This is a genomic window from Caldicellulosiruptor acetigenus, assembly GCF_026914305.1.
Classification (GTDB): domain Bacteria; phylum Bacillota; class Thermoanaerobacteria; order Caldicellulosiruptorales; family Caldicellulosiruptoraceae; genus Caldicellulosiruptor; species Caldicellulosiruptor acetigenus.
On record NZ_CP113866.1, the window covers coordinates 2,616,461 to 2,636,817 of the forward strand.

At 35.8% G+C, this 20,357-nt stretch carries 18 protein-coding genes; 11 read left to right on the forward strand and 7 right to left on the reverse strand.

The window, feature by feature from the left end; genetic code table 11:
• Positions 1–40: 40 nt before the first annotated feature.
• From OTK01_RS12665 to OTK01_RS12675, 3 genes are all read left to right on the forward strand, one after another.
• Positions 41–1,369, forward strand: a complete 1,329-nt coding sequence (locus tag OTK01_RS12665) for a hypothetical protein (protein ID WP_029228482.1) — start codon at positions 41–43, stop codon at positions 1,367–1,369.
• A gap of 88 nt (positions 1,370–1,457) precedes the next feature.
• On the forward strand, positions 1,458–2,309 hold the full coding sequence (locus OTK01_RS12670) for a divergent polysaccharide deacetylase family protein (protein WP_029228483.1): 852 nt from the start codon (positions 1,458–1,460) through the stop codon (positions 2,307–2,309).
• 92 nt (positions 2,310–2,401) lie between these two features.
• Positions 2,402–4,624, forward strand: a complete 2,223-nt coding sequence (locus OTK01_RS12675) for a hypothetical protein (protein WP_029228484.1) — start codon at positions 2,402–2,404, stop codon at positions 4,622–4,624.
• 73 nt (positions 4,625–4,697) lie between these two features.
• On the opposite strand, the gene spoVG is transcribed toward OTK01_RS12675, so the two are convergent.
• The 6 genes from spoVG to OTK01_RS12705 form a co-directional block, all read right to left on the reverse strand.
• Positions 4,698–4,964, reverse strand: coding sequence for a septation regulator SpoVG (spoVG, locus tag OTK01_RS12680; RefSeq protein ID WP_013404331.1), 267 nt, complete (start codon positions 4,962–4,964; stop codon positions 4,698–4,700).
• Between the two features lie 120 nt (positions 4,965–5,084).
• A complete protein-coding gene (purR, locus tag OTK01_RS12685; RefSeq protein ID WP_029228485.1) occupies positions 5,085–5,903 on the reverse strand; it encodes a pur operon repressor in 819 nt (272 codons plus the stop codon).
• A gap of 237 nt (positions 5,904–6,140) precedes the next feature.
• Positions 6,141–7,796: a GGDEF domain-containing phosphodiesterase gene (locus OTK01_RS12690; RefSeq protein ID WP_029228486.1), complete on the reverse strand. Its 1,656-nt coding sequence runs from the start codon at positions 7,794–7,796 to the stop codon at positions 6,141–6,143.
• Positions 7,797–7,984: 188 nt separating this feature from the next.
• Positions 7,985–9,709 carry an ABC transporter ATP-binding protein gene (locus OTK01_RS12695; RefSeq protein WP_416352874.1) on the reverse strand — a complete coding sequence of 575 codons (1,725 nt, stop codon included), beginning with the start codon at positions 9,707–9,709 and terminating at the stop codon, positions 7,985–7,987.
• A 112-nt stretch (positions 9,710–9,821) separates the two neighbouring features.
• Positions 9,822–11,558: an ABC transporter ATP-binding protein gene (locus tag OTK01_RS12700; RefSeq protein WP_029228488.1), complete on the reverse strand. Its 1,737-nt coding sequence runs from the start codon at positions 11,556–11,558 to the stop codon at positions 9,822–9,824.
• On the reverse strand, positions 11,542–12,039 hold the full coding sequence (locus OTK01_RS12705; protein ID WP_029228489.1) for a MarR family winged helix-turn-helix transcriptional regulator: 498 nt from the start codon (positions 12,037–12,039) through the stop codon (positions 11,542–11,544). The genes OTK01_RS12700 and OTK01_RS12705 overlap by 17 nt, the downstream gene beginning before the upstream one ends.
• 240 nt (positions 12,040–12,279) lie before the next feature.
• Between OTK01_RS12705 and OTK01_RS12710 the strand changes: the two genes are divergently transcribed.
• From OTK01_RS12710 to OTK01_RS12735, 6 genes are all read left to right on the forward strand, one after another.
• Positions 12,280–13,017 carry a DUF554 domain-containing protein gene (locus OTK01_RS12710; RefSeq protein ID WP_029228490.1) on the forward strand — a complete coding sequence of 246 codons (738 nt, stop codon included), beginning with the start codon at positions 12,280–12,282 and terminating at the stop codon, positions 13,015–13,017.
• A 57-nt stretch (positions 13,018–13,074) separates the two neighbouring features.
• Positions 13,075–13,473: a type VII toxin-antitoxin system MntA family adenylyltransferase antitoxin gene (gene mntA, locus OTK01_RS12715; protein WP_232841685.1), complete on the forward strand. Its 399-nt coding sequence runs from the start codon at positions 13,075–13,077 to the stop codon at positions 13,471–13,473.
• Between the two features lie 27 nt (positions 13,474–13,500).
• Positions 13,501–13,758, forward strand: a complete 258-nt coding sequence (gene hepT, locus OTK01_RS12720) for a type VII toxin-antitoxin system HepT family RNase toxin (protein WP_269011807.1) — start codon at positions 13,501–13,503, stop codon at positions 13,756–13,758.
• 420 nt (positions 13,759–14,178) lie between these two features.
• On the forward strand, positions 14,179–15,144 hold the full coding sequence (locus tag OTK01_RS12725; RefSeq protein WP_014043277.1) for an ABC transporter ATP-binding protein: 966 nt from the start codon (positions 14,179–14,181) through the stop codon (positions 15,142–15,144).
• Complete coding sequence (locus tag OTK01_RS12730) at positions 15,128–16,267, forward strand: ABC transporter permease (RefSeq protein WP_014043278.1); 1,140 nt, start codon at positions 15,128–15,130, stop codon at positions 16,265–16,267. The genes OTK01_RS12725 and OTK01_RS12730 overlap by 17 nt, the downstream gene beginning before the upstream one ends.
• Complete coding sequence (locus tag OTK01_RS12735; protein ID WP_029228493.1) at positions 16,249–17,358, forward strand: ABC transporter permease; 1,110 nt, start codon at positions 16,249–16,251, stop codon at positions 17,356–17,358. The genes OTK01_RS12730 and OTK01_RS12735 overlap by 19 nt, the downstream gene beginning before the upstream one ends.
• Before the next feature lie 136 nt (positions 17,359–17,494).
• Here the strand turns inward: OTK01_RS12735 and OTK01_RS12740 are convergent, their stop codons facing one another.
• A complete protein-coding gene (locus OTK01_RS12740; protein ID WP_029228494.1) occupies positions 17,495–18,280 on the reverse strand; it encodes a M48 family metallopeptidase in 786 nt (261 codons plus the stop codon).
• A gap of 225 nt (positions 18,281–18,505) precedes the next feature.
• Between OTK01_RS12740 and OTK01_RS12745 the strand changes: the two genes are divergently transcribed.
• Both OTK01_RS12745 and OTK01_RS12750 read left to right on the forward strand, forming a co-directional pair.
• Entirely contained in the window at positions 18,506–19,615 is a 1,110-nt protein-coding gene (locus tag OTK01_RS12745; protein WP_029228495.1) for a sensor histidine kinase, read from the forward strand.
• A complete protein-coding gene (locus tag OTK01_RS12750) occupies positions 19,612–20,259 on the forward strand; it encodes a response regulator transcription factor (protein ID WP_029228496.1) in 648 nt (215 codons plus the stop codon). The genes OTK01_RS12745 and OTK01_RS12750 overlap by 4 nt, the downstream gene beginning before the upstream one ends.
• Positions 20,260–20,357 lie beyond the last annotated feature (98 nt).

Consider the following 20,357-nt stretch of genomic DNA (forward strand, 5'->3'; position numbering starts at 1 on the left):
GTACTATATTAATAGCTAATCCTCAATTGGAGTGAAAAATATGGAGAAAGTCAACCAGTTTATCACAAAATATATATACCTTTTTGCAATAACAAGCCTTGTCTTTCCAATATTTATTATGTTTTCTTCCATGGTTGCTCCAGTGGACGTATCCAATATTTTTTTGGCATTTGTGGTCATGGACATTTTGTTCTTGCTAATACCACATCTTATTCGCGCAAAAAGCCAGGGAATGTGGGAAAAGATTTTAAATATCCTGTTTATAATAGTAGTTCCCCAAGGTTTTGCATTAATTGTGTTAAAGCCCTATGGTTTTTTTGAAATGTTTCTCGGTCAAGTTTTTTGCATGGGACTTTATATACACTCATATTTGATATTCGAAAAAGAGCAGGTCTCGCTCTCACTGGGAGCAATCTTAGCAGGTCTTTGGGCTATAATAATCGTGGGAGCAGTTTCAAGTTTTATGAACATCCCAAGAAATATTACAAGCCAATACACTACCTATTCAATAATATTTTTGGTGACAAGTGTTTATCTCATAAACAGGGTTAACTTGGAAAATCTGCTGAGCAGAAGATATAGAAGAAAAAATAGCATATCAAACAGTATAAGTTATATTAACCTATTCTTGAGCATTGGGTTTATCGTGATGCTTCTTCTTCTTTTCAAGTTCAAGGGGCTTGCACCATACATTGTTGCATTTATTGTGGAAGTGGTAAAGTTTGTGCTCAAAGTGATAAAGAAAATCCTCGACTTTTTAAACTCTTTGTTTGCCACAACAAAACCACAGACAAATACCGGAAATGGATTAGAAGAATTTCTCAAAAATATGAGACCAGCAAAAAAGAGCTTGCTCTCTCAAATCCTTGACTTTATTGGTTATGTCCTTGCACTGTCAATTTTGGGATTTTTGTTATACAAGACTTTTGGGATTTTTGTAAACATATTGAAACAGATGATGGCAAACTTTTTGCTCTTTTTGAATAGCATTGCTGGTAATCTTCAGATTGAAGAAAGAGGGCAAAACTACACAGATGTGAAGACATTTATCTTTGCAAAAAAATCCCCTCATCAAAAATTAAAAAATGCCAGAACAAAAAGAGTAAGCTTTGAGAAAATAAACGATTTAAACCTGCGACTTCGAATCATCTTCAAACTCACAATGGAATATTTCCATCACAGGAAAAATTATGTGCTCAAAAGTTCTTACACCCCAATTGAGATGGGAAAGACCATCTCAAAAGGTGAGCTTTTAAACGCTGATGTTGTGAACAAGCTTGTTGAAGAATATAATAAAGTTAGATATAACAGAGAATACAAGGTACTGTCCACTGAGAACTTTGAGCGCTTTTTGAAAAACCTTAAATAATTCTATTTCTTTTAAACTTGCATACAAAAAGCAATATCCGAATAAGTTATTTATTGAGAGGCTGGATTTTTGATTTTTAAAAAAGCAAATGAGATTTAAAAGATATGTTCTTGTGATAATAGAAAAAACAAAGCTAAGCAAGTTCTTTATACCCTTTCTTGCTCTTTTGTGCTGCATGGTACTGCTTTTAGTGTATCTTTTTTACAATCCAAAACCCAAAATAAAAGAAGCTGCCAGCCAAGTATCATCGTATATTGCTATCATTTTTGAAGATGCTGGAATGGACGAGGAAGAAGTACAAAAGCTTTTGAGTATAAATGTGCCGTTTGACATTGCCATCATTCCCTTTTTGCCTTTTTCCAACAAGATATCTCTCATGTGCCATGAAAAAGGAAAGGAAGTTATGCTTCATCTTTCAATGGAACCTGAAGAGGGAAGTACTGTTTGGCTTTGCCCACGAAGTATTATGAATGCAACACCAGATGATGAGATTGAAAAAATTTTCAAAGATGCCCTGGCAAATGTAGCAAATAGCAAGGGACTGAGTATTCATCTTGGTACACTTGTCTGCAAAAATGAAAGAATAGTAAAAAAGCTTTCTACCATTGCAAAAGAAAATAATTTGTTTATAGTAGACTCTACCTTTTCCTCAGAGTCACTCTTTGCAAAAATAGGAAAGCAGATGGGACTTCAAGTAGTCATCCCAGACATTGTAGTTGATTCAAGAAATGAGCTAAAACCAATACAAGACAAGTTCAATCTTCTTTTTAACATAGCAAAGAAGAAAGGATTTGCAGTGGCAATAGGTCACCTTGGGCTTGATGGTGGTATCACAACAATTGAAGCATTCAAGCAGGCCATTCAAAGGGCTGAAAAAGAAAATATAAAGTTTGTATTTGTCTCAGAGATTTCAAGGCTTCAAAAGGAAAATATTAAGTAATTTTAATTGAATCTTTCTTTTTATCGCAATATAATTAATATTCAGGACTACAAAAGAACAAAAAGCAGGAAGGAGAAGATAGAATAGAAGACATGAAGAAAAACCTTGTTGCAGTTTTGATAACATTTGTCTTTTTCATAAACTTATTTTCTTTCGGCAGGGTACAAGCAACGCAAAGCGCACCAGAAAAGCATCTATTTTCTGTAAAGCCAAAAGGAAACTATGTTGAGATTTTGAAAGGCAGTCAAGTTGTTGCCAAGATATTGCCACCAGAACTTTTAGATGAATCTCCAGCAAAAAAGGAAGAGACCCAAACAATTCTGCTGCCGTTTATTGAAAATGGAGTAGTTAACTGGAGGTTTGAAAAAAGTGAACCTTCAGACCTTTTATTTTTGTCAGACGGTAAAAATAATACTTTAAAGCTCAACTTTCATACGTTTGACGTCTTTTATAAAATAACATCACCGTATATTGCCCTCAAAGATGAATATCAATCTGCTCAGATTGCCTTTAGCTACAACTTCGAATTTAAAAGAACGCCCCAGCTCAAAGACGATGAGACCATCAATGTAGAAATCTCTATTTTTTCTGAAAACAAAACAAAAATACTTCTACTACCTGAAAAGATAAAACTAACTTCTGGCAAGGGAACATTTAAAACCTCTTTTTCTGTCCCGGTTGATAGTAAGTTTATAAGCTTTGAGATTTCTCAGACAAGCCGCAATCTTATAAGCTGTGAGTTTGAAAATTTCAAGATAACCCTTGTAAAACCCTCAAAGTACACCTTCTTGCTGAAAAACGTTCAGGTTTACAACAACTATATTCAGCAGGATTTTGAAAATGGTTTCCAAAAGTTTACCAGAAAAATATTTGTATCTTCCTCACAGGATGTCATAAATGTTGAAGAGACTTTAAAAGCAAAAGAAGACCATCAAATTTTCAAAGAATACTCCTTAGTTGAATTTGAGTCAAGACCCCTTTTTATTCTGAAAAGAGATTACAAACTCGAAAAATTCACAAAACCTATGTATGTTACAGACTCTCTTTCAGATTTTTATTTAAAGCTTGAAAACTGTGCCATAGGTTATGCAAACAATTATGATTCAATCGAAACATATAACCTGAAAAATAAGGCAAATGTGTTTATGTTTCTTTCAAATTCTGATGATATAAAGTATTTTGTAATTGGAAAAAACAAAGAACATATATACACCACAACACAGCTGTTCAGAAGAGGATTCGAAAAGACATATGTGTATTCCATCTTTCCTGAGAATTACACATATTCGATAAAATCAAGGTCACCAAACGCCACAAAAGCTATTTTAATCTTTTCTCATCACTCTGACTCAAATATGATATCAATTATAAAAGCTATGATGTTTGGCACAACAGATACTAAAGACCCTTCTTATATGAAAAAGGGATTTGTAGGATATAAAATACCAATAACATGGGGATTCTTCTACAAATCAGTAAAGGGAATACCTGGATTTGACAATCCAGAATACAAAAAGCTCATAGAGTTTTTGGCTCAAAAGAAAATAGAGGTTGTGTTGCACACAGCATCGCCAGTTGCTCAAGAAAACACTGTGCAGCTTATCAAAAAAGCACTGGAAGATACAAGCTATTTAAAGCTTGATGACTGGATTGACCACAGTCTATCTGACGGCACACGAAGTGCAGCTTTAAAGAGCGAAGGTGCTATCAAAGGTAGCAAAAACTATTCGTTTGACCTTTTTTTGAAACACGGGTACAAATACTGCTGGTCGTACCTTGACGTAAAGATAGACTCGCTCAACATGCTTCAGCCTGACAAAGTCACTTGGCATCCGCAGATTTTTTTCAAGAACTACAACTTTGGAGAAGGTGACTCGCTTTACCAGTGGAACTCGGTAAGATACAGAAATCTTCCAAAGATGCTCACTCAAAATCAACTTGACAAACTTATAAATGAAAACGGAGTGTGTATCATCCACGACTACTTTGCACATCCTATGCAGAAAAATAGGCTTTTTGTTGTAAAGAACAAAAACGTGTATATCTCGCCGCAGTTTGATAAAAGTCTCAGATTAGTCTCAAACCTCATGAGCAAAAAACTTCTGTGGGTACCAACAGTAAAAGAGTTTATCGACTATGAGGTTGCATTGAAAAATGTGCAAATAACGCCGCTTGACTCAACAACCCTTGTTGTAGACAATAAAAACTACTCTGAGATAAAAGGTTTTACCTTAATTACCCTTTTGCCAAATGGTCAGGAAAAAAGAACCACAGTTAATCTGCTTCCAGGTGTAAATCTCATTACAATACCATAAAAACAAAAGGGGCTTTAGGAGCTAATCTATTGCCTAAAGTCCCTTTTTCTTCCTTTTGATTCTTTCTTTCATTTTATTCTCCTGCTGAGATAACAGCTTCATACTTCTCAATCACAGCTTTTTGAACCATGTCTCGCGTCTCCTGGTTTATTGGATGAGCAATATCTTTAAATTCGCCCTCAGGCGTTTTGCGGCTTGGCATAGCAATGAAAAGCCCGTTTTGCCCCTCGATAATCTTGATGTCATGAACAACAAAACAGTTGTCAAAGGTCACCGACACAATAGCCTTCATTCTTCCTTCATTTGTAATCTTTCTAATCCTAACATCTGTCACCTGCATAAGTCCATCCTCCATGTTAAAATTTAGTGTTGTTATTTTATATAATTCTCCACTTTTTAATCTTTCCCTTTAGCATTTTTAACAAAATTTTCTTTCTATTTGGTGCATTTTGTTTAATTTTTATGAAATAACCTGAGGGTTGATAGAAAAGGTGATTTTCTTATTTTCGGCATTAAGTTCCTCAAGAACTAAGAGGCTTTTGTAATCCACATCCACAGACTTTTTATCTTTTGTTGCAATGAGCACTCCAACTCCAACCAAGCTTGATTCAAACTCAGAAAGAAGGTCTTTCATGCCTCGCACTGTTCCACCGCCGCGCATGAAATCGTCTATGAACAAAACCTTTGCACCTTTTTTAATAGCTTTCTTTGCCATTGTCATTGTTTCAATCTTGCCTGTTGTGCCTGAGATGTACGAAATATTGACAGTTGAACCTTCTGTGAACTTGCTTGAGTTTCGTGCAACAACAAGTGGTTTGTTGAAATACTGGGCAACATACGATGCAAGCGCAATACCTTTTGCCTCAACAGTGGCAATGTAGTCTATTTCTTTTTCTAAAAATAACCTCACAAATATTCTCGCAGCTTTTTTTATAACCTCTGGATTAAAGACAATGTCGTTTATATATACAAACCCGCCTGACACGATTCTTTCGGGATTTTGCAGCTCATTTTTCAGAAAGTTTAAAAATTCTATCTCATCCTCTTTTTTCATAACAGGGATGTAATAAACTCCACCGGCAGCCCCGCTAACTGTCTCAAGCCTGCCCTGTCCTGTCTGCTCGAATATTTGTGATATCAAATCTATATCCTCACTCAAGGTGGATTTTGCACAGCTCAGCTTTTCACAAAAAAAAGTGAGACTAAAAAGCTTCATAGGATTTTGCACAAGTGTGCTTGTTATAAAAATGAGCCGTTCTGATTTACCAATCTTTTGCAAAAAAGACACCTCCAGAAAAACAAAAGAACATGGGATACTTTTAATATTAAATATTTATTGAAAATAATTATATCACAACTTCCGAATGATACAAAAATTTTTTGAGCGAACGTTCGATTTAAAAAATCTATCTAAATCTCTATGTAAATTGTGATATTTCTAAAAAATACCTGAATCAACAAAAGAATAATCTCCAAAACTAATCAGTTGCACTCAATACTGGCAATTTAGATCATTTTACAAAACCATTAACTGATTTTCATGTCTTCTATAAAACTCTAAAAACTCACTTCTAAAAAGTGGTTTTGAGAATAGAAAACCTTGAGCAAGGTCACAGCCAAGATCTTTTGCAATCTTGTAATGAAATGGTGTTTCCACACCTTCAGCAATTACTTTTATCTTCAAAGCATGAGCTATATCAACGACTCCTTTTACTATCGTTCCTACACTTTTGTCAAAAACCGCATTTTCTATACATCTGTTATCAACCTTCACTGCATCAACAGGGAAATATCTTATAGTATCAATAGATATATTATCGCTGCACCAGTCATCTACAATTATCCTAAAACCTTTTTGTTTAACCTCTTCAGCAACTTTTAAACACTCAGAAAGATTTGTGTCAATATCCTGCTGACTTATCTCAAATACCATCATATCATTATACTTGTCACAGTAGGTAAAAACCTTGTTCGAAAAAATGCGTTCAACCACATAAGAGTCTAAAAACGACACATTTAATGAGATAAAAAAATCCTCTGTACACGTCTTCTCAAAATCTTCCATATCCTCTGCAACTGTATCTAACACCCATTCTTCAATCTCAGGAATCATACCTTCTTTCTGGGCAATCGATATAAATTCCTTCGCAGAGACTATCCCTTTTTGTGGGTTTATCCATCTTAAAAACACTTCTGCCCCCGCAACTTTGTGCTTCTTCAAATCAACCAATGGTTGGTACACAAGCAAAAAGTTCTTTTTGAGCACAGCCTTTTTGAGTTCTTTTGCCACCGAAATGCAGATGGAAAATTTTGAGTTCTCTTCTTCGCTTGTAAAATGTACCTTCTTATCATCCTTTATTCTCGCCTTCTCAAGCGCTTTTGTAGCAGATTTTAAAACCTCATGGATACTGTTACCATCATTAGGATAAAAAGCAACTCCTATAATACTCTTCAGTTCAAGCTCCTCACCAACAAGATACCATCTGCCATCTATGATTTCCTCTATGACCTTTATGTACTGCAAAAGCAAATCCCTACAACCGTAATCATAAAAGAGTATCGCAAATTTGTTTTCCTCTATTTTGGCAACAAAGCTCTTCTCAGGAAGCCCATTTTTTAGCTTGTATCCAATATCTTTTAATATTACATTAGAAAGCGAATAAAAATTCACCATTTCAAATTCTGATAAGTTTTCTATATCCACTACAACAACTGCTATTTCATTAAAATATGAAGGCACATCTTTTCTCAATTTATCAAAGAATATCTCAAGCTGGAGTTTGTTTGGAAGCCCTGTAATCATGTCAAAATATGCAATCTCAACTATCTTTGTCTTTTTTCCATTTGGAAACTTTTTATACTCCTTTTTTGTTATCTCAAAAAGTTTTCTTTTGAGAACATCACACTCAGCAGCTGTCTTGTGCAAAAACATTTTAAGCTTATATTTTTCTTGCAAGAGTTTGTAGAGCACGTAAAATAAATATAAGCTGTCTGCTATAACTACTGCAGTTGTAAAAATAGCAACAATAAGTTTATACTTTTCAAAAAGTGGTCCTCTAAAAAATACTAAGTAGATTACCCCTGCTAAATAAGCTATGTTCAAGATAAAAAACGCAAGGGCAGCTTTAAAACCTTTGTTGAAACATTTCGAAAGACAAAGCTTTGAAAACATAAATTAAATGCCTCCAGTCCCCCTCGAATGTTTAATATATTTTTACCCCTGCCTTTGATGGATATAACCTCAATATTTATTCATTTCCTATTTCTTAACCGCTTTCATTATACCTTAATACTTTCTAAAATGGCAAGATTGTGCTCAAAAAAAACATACAACTTTTCAAATTTTCTTCCCTTGCACTTTTACACCACTGCAAACTGGCTCATATAGAGGTTGTAATAGAATCCTTTCCTTGCTAAAAGCTCTTCATGAGTTCCCTGTTCAATAATTCTGCCGTTGTATATGACAAGGATGAGGTCTGCATTTCTGATGGTGGAAAGTCTGTGGGCTATCACAAAACTTGTTCTTCCCTGCATGAGCTTTAGCATTGCCTCTTGCACAAGCTTTTCTGTTCTCGTATCGATGTTACTTGTTGCCTCATCCAAGATGAGTATTGCCGGGTCAGATAAGATTGCCCTGGCTAAAGCCAAAAGCTGTCTCTGGCCTTGGCTAAGGTCTGCTCCTCCATCTGTGAGTACTGTGTCATACCCGTGTGGAAGATGTCTTATAAACTCATGAGCATTGGCAGTCTTGGCAGCCATTATCACCTCATCATCTGTTGCAGAAAGTTTACCATACCGGATATTCTCTTTTACAGGTTCAGAAAAAAGATATGTGTCCTGAAGCACAATACCAAGGTTTTTCCTCAAAGATTCTCTACTGATTTTTCGAATGTCGATACCATCAATCAGTATTTGGCCACTGTCGATATCATAAAATCGGGTAAGTAAATTGACAATTGTTGTCTTGCCACTGCCTGTGGGACCTACCAGTGCTACCATCTGCCCCGGCTTTACATGAAAGCTAATATCTTTCAAAACAGGCTGACCTTTGTTGTATGAAAACCAAACGTTTTTAAATTCCACCTCACCTTTTAAGCTATCTATCTCAGTCTCATCCTCTGCATGCTTTTCTTCTTCCTCATCCATTATCTCAAACACTCTTTCTGCTGCGGCAAAAGCAGACTGGATTTGATTGAACTGGTTGGCAAGTTCGTTTAAAGGTCTTGTAAACTGCCTTGCATACTGAATAAAACTTGCAATTGTACCAACCGTGATAAAGCCTTTGAGTGCCAAAAAACCACCCGATGCTGCAACAATGATAAACGCAAGGTTGTTCAAAAGGTTCATAAGAGGCGGAATGATTCCTGAAAATATCTGCGCTCTTATCCCAACCTGTGTAAGCTCTCTGTTTACCTTTTCGAATTTTTCAATCTCATTTTTCTCTCTTGTGAATACTTTGATGACCTTCTGCCCTGTGATGTCTTCTTCAATCACGCTGTTCAAACTTCCAAGAAGCTTCTGGTTCTGTGAAAAAAGCTTCCTTGTCCTGGTTGCAATCAGGTTTGTAAGACCGAACATCAAAGGAACAACAAGCAGGGTAAGGATTGTAAGAACTGGACTTAAACTTAACATAACCAAAATAGAGCCCGCAAGGGTGATAATGCTTGAAAATATCGATGTTAAGCTTGCACTCAAAGTGTTGCTGACAACATCTATGTCGTTTGTAAGACGCGACATCAAATCTCCATGTGCCCTGGTGTCAAAAATCTTTATAGGAATTTTCTGGAGCTTTGAAAACAGGTCGTTTCGCATCTTGAAAACTGCTCTTTGCGAGACTATCATCATCCCATAGCCCTGGATATAAGCAAAGATTGAATTTAAGATATACAGAATAATCATTGCCAAAATTATTTTAAAAAGCCCTTCAAGCCTTCTTGGGATGATGTACTGGTCTATGGCTTTTTTTATCAAAAGAGGCGATACTATCTGGATGAAAGAGCCAACCAGTATCACCAAAAATATTCCAAAAAGCAAAAGTTTAAATTCTTCAAAGTACTTCCAAAGCCTTCTGAATGTATTTTTCAAATCCTTTGGTTTTGCACTTTTGGCAGAAAATCTGTGACCAGGTCCTCTTCCCGGTGCAGGTCCTGGTCCAAACGCAGGTGGCTGAAAAGAAGATGAAGCTTTATTTCTTTCTTCAGGCACTTTTTTGGTCCCCCTCTCCCATCTGAGTATAGTAAATTTCCTGGTAAATGGGGCATGTTTTCAAAAGCTCTTCATGTGTTCCCATTGCCACAACTTTGCCAGCGTCCATGACCAAAATCTTATCTGCATGCTTTATAGAAGATATCCTCTGGGCGATTATAAAGGTGGTTGTGCCCTCAATATACTCTTTCAAAGCTGCTTGAATTTTCTTTTCTGTTGCCATGTCAACAGCAGATGTACAGTCGTCCAAAATCAAAATTTTCGGCTTTTTTAAAATAGCTCTTGCAATTGATATTCTCTGTTTCTGCCCGCCAGAGAGGTTCACACCCCGCTCAGAAACGTCTGTGTCATACCCTTTTTCAAAGCTCATTATAAAATCGTGCGCCTGTGCAGCTCTTGCCGCTTGTATTATCTCGTCCATTGAGGCTTCTTCATTTCCCCATGCAATGTTTTCTTTTAAGCTTCCTGTGAAAAGTATTGTTTCCTGCAAAACCATGCTGATGCTCTTTCTTAAAACATCAACGTCGTAGTCTTTCACATTTATATCGTCTATCAAAACCTCTCCATATGTTGCATCGTAAAGCCTCGGGATAAGACTTACCAAGGTGGACTTTCCAGCACCTGTTGTGCCAATGATTCCAATAACCTCGCCCGGGTTTGCAACAAATGAGATGTTCTCAAGAGCGGGACCTTCTTCATTTTCGTTGTAATAAAACGTGACATTTCTAAACTCTACCTTGCCAAACTCAATGGGCTTTTTGACTGCATTCTCTTTACTCTTTATATCAATCTCACACTCTAATACCTCATTGATTCTTTCAGCAGATGCACTTGCCCTTGTGATGAACAAGAATATATTTCCTATCATCATGAGGGAAAATAAAATCTGCATTGTGTAGTTTATAAATGCCATGAGCTGACCAACTTCCATATCACCATATTTTACTTGAAATCCGCCAAACCACACAACACCTACCATCGCCATGTTCATCACAAGTCCAAAAAGAGGCATTGAGATGACCACAAACCCAAATGCTTTGAGTGACGTTTGCAAAAGCTGCTGGTTTGCATCATAAAATCTGTTTTTCTCATGTTCGTGCCTTACAAATGCCTTGACAACACGGCTACCTAAAAGGTTTTCGCGCATAACAGCGTTTACCCTGTCAATTCTATTTTGCAGCACTGAAAACATGGGAAAGCTCTTTTTTATCATGAAATAGAAAATCAAGATGACAAAGGGTATTGAAACAAATAACACCAAGGAAAGTTTGACGTTTATGGTAAGAGCCATCACAAGCCCGCCAATGAAAAGAAGTGGAGCTCGCACAACAATCCTCAGCATCATCATGACAACGTTTTGCATTTGCATAACATCGTTTGTAAGCCTTGTGATGAGAGTCTCTGGCCTGAACCTGTCAACATTTTTAAACGAAAACGACATAACCTTTCTGAAAAGGTCACATCTCAAATCATACGCAAAGTTCTGGCTTGCAATGCTTGAAAACACAACACATCCGCCGCCACCAACCATCCCAAGAAACGCTGCAAAAATCATCAAAAGCCCGGTTTTGAAAATGTATGCCATATCCCCGTTTTTAAGTCCAACATCTATTATTCTTTCCAAAAACCTTGGCTGCATGAGGTCCATCACAACCTCTAAAAGCATAAAAAGCGGAGCTAATACCACCGCCCACATATACGGTTTTAGATACCTAAAAAGCTTTATCATCTTTAGTCACTTCCTCCTTTTGCGGGCTTGAGCCTATCATCTTTATGACAAGTTTTTTAAGCCTCTTTAGCACATACCACAGCTCTTCAATCTCATCATCAGATAGCTTCTGTAGATGCTTTTTCAAGTTGTGGTTGACCCACTGGGTGTGAAGATGGGTAAGCTCTTTTCCCTTTTGAGTTATCTCAATAATAGATACTCTTCTATCTGATTCATCCTGGCTTCTTTTGACATACCCTTGTAAAATCAGCTTGTCAATAAGTGGCGTCATGTTCGGAGCAAGAATAGAAAGCCTTTTTGATATCTCGCTTATGGACATTGGCCCAAAATCGTCTAAAATGTGCAGGATGTGGATAAAACGCGGTGAAAGTCCGTACTTTTCGGTAAATTCGTCTTTTTTGAGCACATTTTTTGTGAGCATCGGAAATATGGAAAGAATATTATCTGCAATCTGGTTTAAAAGCTCTTGAGTTATTTGCACCCTCAATCACTCCTTAAACTTTTGTTTGAAAAAAATTCTGGAAAGTAATATAATAATCAAAAATGCACTTTTGAACAAATCCTCAAAAAGGCAATTAGCTTATAAAAACATAATTTTTTGTTTTTTTGTAGTTGTGAGGTTGGTAAAATTCAAGAAATCATGATTTATACTTTCATAATTATTATACTAACATAACTATCTGCCAGTCAAAAAATTTTTATCAAGAAGGAGAGGGCATCAATGATAGGTCTTGGGACCATTGTAAACGCTGCTGCTGTGATTGTAGGCTCGATTTTGGGGCTTGTGTTAAAGTTTGGTATCCCGGAAAGGTTCAAATCTACAATCATGCAGGCAATATCGCTATCTGTCATCTTCATTGGAACATCAGGTGTGCTGCAGGGCATATTCAAAGTTTTAAATAGTGGTAAGATTGACAGGCAGTACATAATGCTTATGATATTTTCGCTTGTAATTGGCGGGCTTGTAGGCGAAATATTGAGGATTGAAGATTTTTTGGACAGGCTGGGCGAAAGAATAAAAAAGGCTATATCGAAGGTGATAAAATCAGAAAATTCTACATTTACAGAAGGGTTTGTCACGGCAAGCCTTGTGTTCTGTGTTGGAGCCATGGCAATTGTAGGCAGCTTAGAAGACGGGCTGAACCGCAATTTTAGTATTCTCTTTGCAAAGTCAATATTAGATGGTGTGACCTCTGTGATATTTTCTGCAACACTGGGAATAGGCGTTATGTTTTCAAGCGTTGCTGTGCTTTTATACCAGGGTTCAATTACACTTCTTGCCGGGCTTTTGAAACCTCTTTTGACAGACACTGTGGTGCTTCAGATGTCAATGGTGGGGTCAGTTTTGATATTTGCAATAGGCCTCAACATGCTTGGAGTTTCAAAGATAAAAGTTGGCAATCTTCTCCCTGCAATATTTGTGCCGGCCCTGTGGTATGTTGTGACTATGTTTATTTAGCATATTCACAAAAAACAAAGCCAAAAGGTATAATTATTTTTGAGTATTGGATAAGAGGTGTATGAATTGGATTATTTGGAAATTTTGAGAAGCTTTTTTGAAAAGCAAGATGATGTATTAATGGCTTTTCTGTTTGGTTCTGTTGCGAAGAATATAAGTATAAAAGAATCAGACGTAGATATAGCCGTTTATTTCACAAAATATGAGCAAAAAAGAGTTTTTAAGCTTTGGAATGAACTTGAAGATTTGTTAAAGAAAAATGTAGATTTGATTGTATTAAACAAAGCAAATTGTGACATTGCATGGGAAGCTATAAAAGGAAAGAAAATTCTAATAAGAGATAATCAATTTTTCATTAATTATTTCTTAGAAGTTTCTCAGGAAGCAGAAGATTTTAGAGAAGATCTTTTAGAAATTTTTAAAATAAGACAGGAGAGAAGGAATAAAAGTGCTTGAGTATCAAAACAAATTAAGTATATTGATATATCAAAAATTATTATTGCAACCTCAGATATTCAAGTACCTGACTCTTACAGAGAGATGATCTTAAAGCTTTCTGAACTCAATATAATAGACACTGAGCTTGCAACATCCATTGCAGAAGTTGCAAGATTACGTAATATTCTTGCTCACCAGTATTTAGACATTCGATGGGAATATTTAAAAAATTTTATTGATGAAAAAGTTGAATATGTTTATAAATTTTTAAAAACAGTTTCGGATTTTGTAAACTCAATTTGATTGGTTTTAATTATGAAATATTGTCGATTTAAAATAAGGTTTTAGTCATAATTTAAAGTAGAGAAAGAAATTTTTCATTAGCAAGTTTTGTCGGTAACCGGCACCCGACTAATAAAATGCCGGTTCGTAAGTTCTCAACAAAGAAAGGGGCAGTGGCAAAGGATAAAACCCCTTTGCTAATTGCCGCCCCTTCCAAAATCTATTCTAAAAGGAGGAGTCTCTTTTTTGCATCATCTGCTCTTTTCTTATCAGCCTTTCTACTTAATATTTAACCCAAAATTTTTTAAAAAAGTATAAAGAAATATTTAAAAATTTGTAAACAATCTTTTAACAAAAATATGACAAATGTCACTACAAAAAAGTTTTGGATTGATATACCATAAAAATATAAAAACCTTTTCAAAGGATGGATGGAATTATATGGTTGCACTTGAGGTTAAAAACCTTGTTAAAAGGTATGGAAATCTTCTTGCGCTTGACAATCTTTCGCTGAAGATAAAAGAGGGTGAAGTGTTTGGGCTTTTAGGACCAAATGGTGCAGGAAAGACAACCTTTATAAACTGTATACTTGGTCTTACCCCCGTCGACAGAGGAGAAATCTATATTTTCGAAAAACCTCTTAAGAAAGCTTTGCACAAAATAAAACCAGAGATTGGCGTTGTTACACAGGAAATCTCTCTTTACAACAATCTTACCGTCTACGAAAACCTCAGCTTTTTCGGTTCTCTTTACAATCTTTCTGGAAAACTCTTAAAAGAAAGAATCGATTTTGCGCTTGAGTTTGTTCAGCTAAAAGACGCAGCCAGAAAGTATGTAAAAAATCTCTCTGGAGGGATGAAAAGAAGACTAAACATTGCTGCAGCGCTTCTTCACAGCCCGAAATTTTTAATTATGGATGAGCCAACAGTTGGAATTGACATACAATCTAGAAAGCTCATACTTGATTCTGTGACAAAGCTTGCAAGAAGCGGTGTTACAATTCTTTATACCACCCATTACATTGAAGAGGCTGACAAAATCTGCACATCTGTTGCCTTTATAAACAAAGGAAGCATAATTGAGTGTGGAACAAAAGAAGAGCTTTTTGGAAAGCTTTCTGAAACAAACATACTGAAAATAAAGCTTTCTAAATCTTCTGAAAGTTTAGTAGACAAAATTAAAAAACTCGAAGGTGTTGAAAGCTGTGTACTTTCAAATGATGACCTCATCGTTTCAATTGATAAGACAAAGAATTTGATTAAAGAACTGGTTGAGACAGTCTCGCACGATGGCTGTGAAATACTTTCAATCTCATTTGAAAAACCTACTATGGAAAAGCTCTATTTTGCGATAATGGGATATTCCATAGATGAAAAAGGAGAGATAAAATATGAAAGCTTTAACTAAAGCCTTCTTATATACCATCAAAGAAGACATTCAAAACGTGCCGCTTATCGCAATAATGCTCTTTTTCCCTATTGTTTTGATACTTATTCTGGGAAGCGCGCTCTCTACTTACTTTTCAGAGGTACAACTGCCAAAGACACAGATTTTGGTTGTTGAAGAGCCCTCGCAGTTTAGCATCTACAAAAACATTTTACTTACTGACAAAACATTCCAAAAACTATTTGACCCTGATTATTCCTCTTCATACAACCAATCAAAACTGCAGTTTGAAAAATCCAGCAAGTTTTCAGCACTTATTCATATTAAATATCTCAAAAACAGCCCAGCAAATACCCGCTACCTTCCCAGTTTTGATATTGAAATTTTTACAAAAGAAAATTCCACAAATGTTGCTTTTGTGAAAGCTTACTTTAACATATTTTCAAACTACTATAAAACATTGCAGCACCGCCAAAACGATTTCCAAATACCAGATATTATTTTTGAGTCTGCAATGGCCACACGCTTGCCAAGAGCGCTTGACTACTATGCAGTCACAATGGTTGTGATGATAGCTCTCTATGGTGCAATGGGTGGAAGTGCAGTCATAGAAACTGAAAAAAGGCAAAATACCATTACTCGTCTTTACATATCACCGCAAAATCCTCTCATGATTCTAATGTCAAAAGCAATGGCTCAGCTTGTATTCTTGTATGCTCAGCTTTGTATAATAGTCTTGTTCTCAAAGTACATTTACAAGGCAAACTGGGGAAATAACATTTCAGCAATATTGCTAGTACTTCTTATATACTCCATATTTGCAGTATTTTTTGGACTGTGTATTGCGCTTCTGACAAGGAATTTGTTGCTTTCAAATGTCTTGATAAGCTCATTTGCAGTTGCATCAACATTTATAGCAGGAGGATATTTCATTGTTGATATTCGCCCAGGGCTTTTGCAAACAATAAGAAACCTTTTGCCAAACTATGTTGTCCAAAGCAGTCTTTTTACTCTTATTTACAATCCTTCAGAAGTTGGATATGTAAAACATTCTGTCATATACCTCATTGTTCTTTGCTTAAGCTTGGCTGTGATTTCTTTATTTCTTCTGAGGAAGGTGAAAGTATGCCAATTTTTAAGGTAAATATAAAAAGACTTTTGCAAGACAAACTGAACCTGTTTCTTACCATTGTTCTTCCAGCTATAATAATCGTTCTGTCAGTTGCATTTGCATCAAACATTGAGTCGCCGTACAAAGTAGGAATTGTGGTGGAAGAGGAAAATAGCATATCAAAAATCATAAAATCTGAGCTTCAAAAATGTTTTGATGTGGTAGTATTCTCAAAAGACAAGTCTATTGTAAGCCAGATGATTCAAACTGGAGTTGACTGTGCTATTGTGCTTGATAAAAATATAGAAGATGCAATGCTTTCAAGAAAAAATATTAAACTCAAAATATATGCATTGGGAAAATCAGAAGCTCATGTTTACTTGAAAGAATATCTTACCAGCGTATTTAAAATGATACTTTCTCAGAACTTTTCAAGCAAAGCTGAACTTTTGAATGTGGCAAAAAGTTTGTCCACCTCTTCACCAAAAGTGATTAGCAAAAAGCTTGTGGAAAACTCAAAATATATAAGCATCAGCTTTGCATCAGGATTTTTTGTAATGTCACTTTTCTGGCTTGCACTCAACGCATCAAGCGTTCTTTTGAAAGACTATCATGAAAAAGTTATAATCAGAATTTTGTGCTCACCACTTTCAAAGCAAAACTACATTTTTCAGTCAATCCTCAGCATTTTTGCAGTAACATTTGTGCAGCTCTGCTTGTTTGTAGGAATCTCCAAATACGTTTTTAATCTAACCTTTGGGTCAAACCCTGCTATTGTAATTCTTGTTTTATCTCTTTGCAGCTTTATGTTTGTTTCATTTTCTGTGATGTTCATAAGCACAGTCAGCGACATCAAAAAACTCTCTTCACTAAACTCCATGGTAGTGACCATAATGTGCATGCTCGGAGGCTGTTACTGGCCTCTCAGCATTATGCCAAAGTTTCTTCAAAAGATTGCATTAATTTTTCCAACAACATACGCAGTAAACTTGACAAAGAATGTGTTAACTGGAAAATTCATAGAAAGTATGATGGTTGACATTGCGTTAGTGGCAGCATTTTGTCTGTTTTTTGCACTTGCGGGCATAAAGCAGCTTTCTAAAAATGTAATATCAAAGCTGTGAGTTAATAGAAAAACCGTTCAAAAGATTTTTGAAATTTGTACTCCCACAATATGTAGTTAAAACTAAATATTATAAAAAATGGGGCTAACCAATTATCTTTTTGGACAGCCCCTGCTTTTATCTTTTAATTATTTTCTTAAACAGACTCAACACTAAAAACCTCTGAATTCTCTTGAGCTGGGCTAATATATCGCACAAACTCTGTCACAGCTTCTATTCTCTTCACTAAATGAGGATGAGAAGAAAAAAGTTCTGAAAAATTTACCCAAAAACCTTTGTCCTCTCTCGCCTGTTTTAAAATCTGTTCAATATCTATGTTATTGTATAACTTTTTTCCGGCAGCAAGCAAAATCAAGCCTCTAACAGCTCCCTTAGGTGAGTAATAAGCTCCGTATCTGTCAGCTGTGTATTCACATGCCCTCAAATACGCTTGGCCAAGCAAAGGAATCATAAAACCTAACTGAATAAGCCATCTGTATTTTAAATGATTTGCTCTAAGATGACCAAGTTCATGAGCAAGAATAAACTTCACCTCATCCATCCCTTGCTGGTAAGCTAATTCTAAAACGTCAGCATAAATAATAACAAAATTTCTTCCAATAAATCTCGTAGCAAATGCATTCAATAGTCCCCCACCTTGAATCAAGTAAATATCTGGTACCTCATCAAATCCCATCTGTCTTGCCACTTGTTCGTATTCATTATAAATATCGCCAAGCTGCTGAGGTGAAAGTTTTACCGCATTTCCCTTGATGTTGCCAATAAAAATTCCATTTGTTATTAAAATGGTAAGGGCTATTAGAATCAAGTAAACTAAACCTACCATGCTGACTATGAGAACTATGTAGGAAATAATACTGAAAAACGCTAAAACACCAAAGAGGAATTTCTCACTTGACACCTTTAAATTAACTTCCTTCATTTGGAGAGCCCCTCCGTCTTTTTGAGTTGTTGGTAAACTTAGTCCTATTGAAATAATACCAGTTATATATAATTATAAATTTACATTGTGAATTTCAGCAAGATGGAATGTTTGCAGGAGATTTCTAATGTTTTTTTGAAACAGCTGTTAAAAGAATATGTTCACTAAATTCCTTTCAATATGATAAAATGGGTCTTAGCAATAACAACTTTGTGTGAAAAGAAAATGTTTTCATTCATTGTAAGCGCCTATACTCTTTGGGGTTTATATGAGGACGGCAAGCTTTCCAAAATAGCCATTTTGTTTTTGCTTCTATTTTTGTCATTAGAATTCTTAAAAACTGAATATCTAAAATCTATATACCATACAGCAGCGGCAGTCTTTGCAGAGCTGACTATAATATGTCTTGCTATTTTTCTCTGCGGATGGGAATTCTCTTTTTTAATTCCAGCCGCTGTGTGTACATTTTTGCACCATAGAAACAAGTTATCAATTTACTCAATTGCCTCTATACTCTTTATTGGCCTCTTTCTTATCCCTTCAAATCTGGCAAGAGAATATGTTTTTGTCTGTGTTTTTGTTTTTTCTCTAAGATTAGTCACACAGATGCTGAAGGATAGCAAGCATGAATACTTAGAAAAAATTGACAATCTTAGACTTTTAAACCTGCAGCTGAGCAAGCTAAAAACACAGCTTTTAGAGTCCCAGCAGACAATAGAACGTCTTTCTGCACAAAATCAGAAGATGAAAATAGCAACTTCTTTGCACGATACAGTCGGGCACAACTTGGCAGCGCTGAATATCCAGCTCAATGCCATCAAGAGTTTGCTGGAGAAAAAAGGAGTACTTGAAGATACTCAAATAAGGCAAATTATATCTTCATGCTTGCAGCAGACCCAAACATCTTACGAAAGTTTGAGAAAGTTTGTCTATTCAATGAAAAACTCTTTTGAAACCAAAGAAAAGTACTTATCTCAATTGATAGAAAATTTTAACTTCTGCAACATAACATTAAACTGCAGCGGAGATATTGAAAACATACCATCACACGTATTTGAAAACCTGATGGCAATTCTTAAAGAAGCTCTTTTAAACGTTGCAAAACATTCAAATGCTACTCTTGTGACTGTAAAGCTTGAAGTGAAACCAACATATGTACGTCTTGCTGTGCATGACAATGGCAAGAACAAAGGAGAAATAAAAGAGGGCGTTGGGCTTATGAGCATAAAACTTCGAGCAAAGTCCATGGGCGCAACAGTCAACATTGACAACCATGCTGGATTTTCAATAGTGGTATTTGTGCCAATGAAAAGCAGGAGGGAAGAATTACCGTGAAAAAACCTAAGGTCTTAATTGTGGATGATAACCCCGCTGTTTTGGATGGTCTTAAAATCATCCTTGAGCTTGAAAAGTTTGAGGTGGTTGGTCTTTTCACAAATGCAAAAGAGGCTGTAGAATTTCTTGAAAAGGGAAATGCAGATGTTGTTCTCATGGATATCAGAATGCCTGTTATGGATGGCATTGAGGGAACTTTCAATATAAAAACCAAATTTCCAAATGTCAAAGTGATAATACTAACAACATTCTGTGAAGAAGATTACATAAAAAAGAGCCTGAGCTTTGGCGCAGACGGGTACATCCTCAAAAGCTCAGACGCTCAACACATCATAGATACAATATACGCTGTTTTGGACGGCAAAGTTGTCTTCGACAGAGAAATTGCACTTTTCATTTCAAATACCCTGAAAAAGGAGGCTTCAAGCTTTTCTGGCAATGTAAATGTTTTGAAAAATGAACTGACAGAAAGAGAACTTGACATTGTGAAGCTCATCGCGCAAGGGTATTCCAACAAAGAAATCGCAAACTTTCTTTTCATCTCAGAAGGAACAGTCAGAAATTATATATCTTCAATTCTTCAAAAGCTTCAGCTTCAAAATAGAACACAGATTGCAATTTATTATTATAAAAATTTTTTCTGAACCCTAAAAATTTAATTTAGAAAAATACAAAGTGATAAAATAGTGTAGTGATAATTTCTCCACTCTTTTATTTCCGATTTCGCTATTCTCAAGCTTTT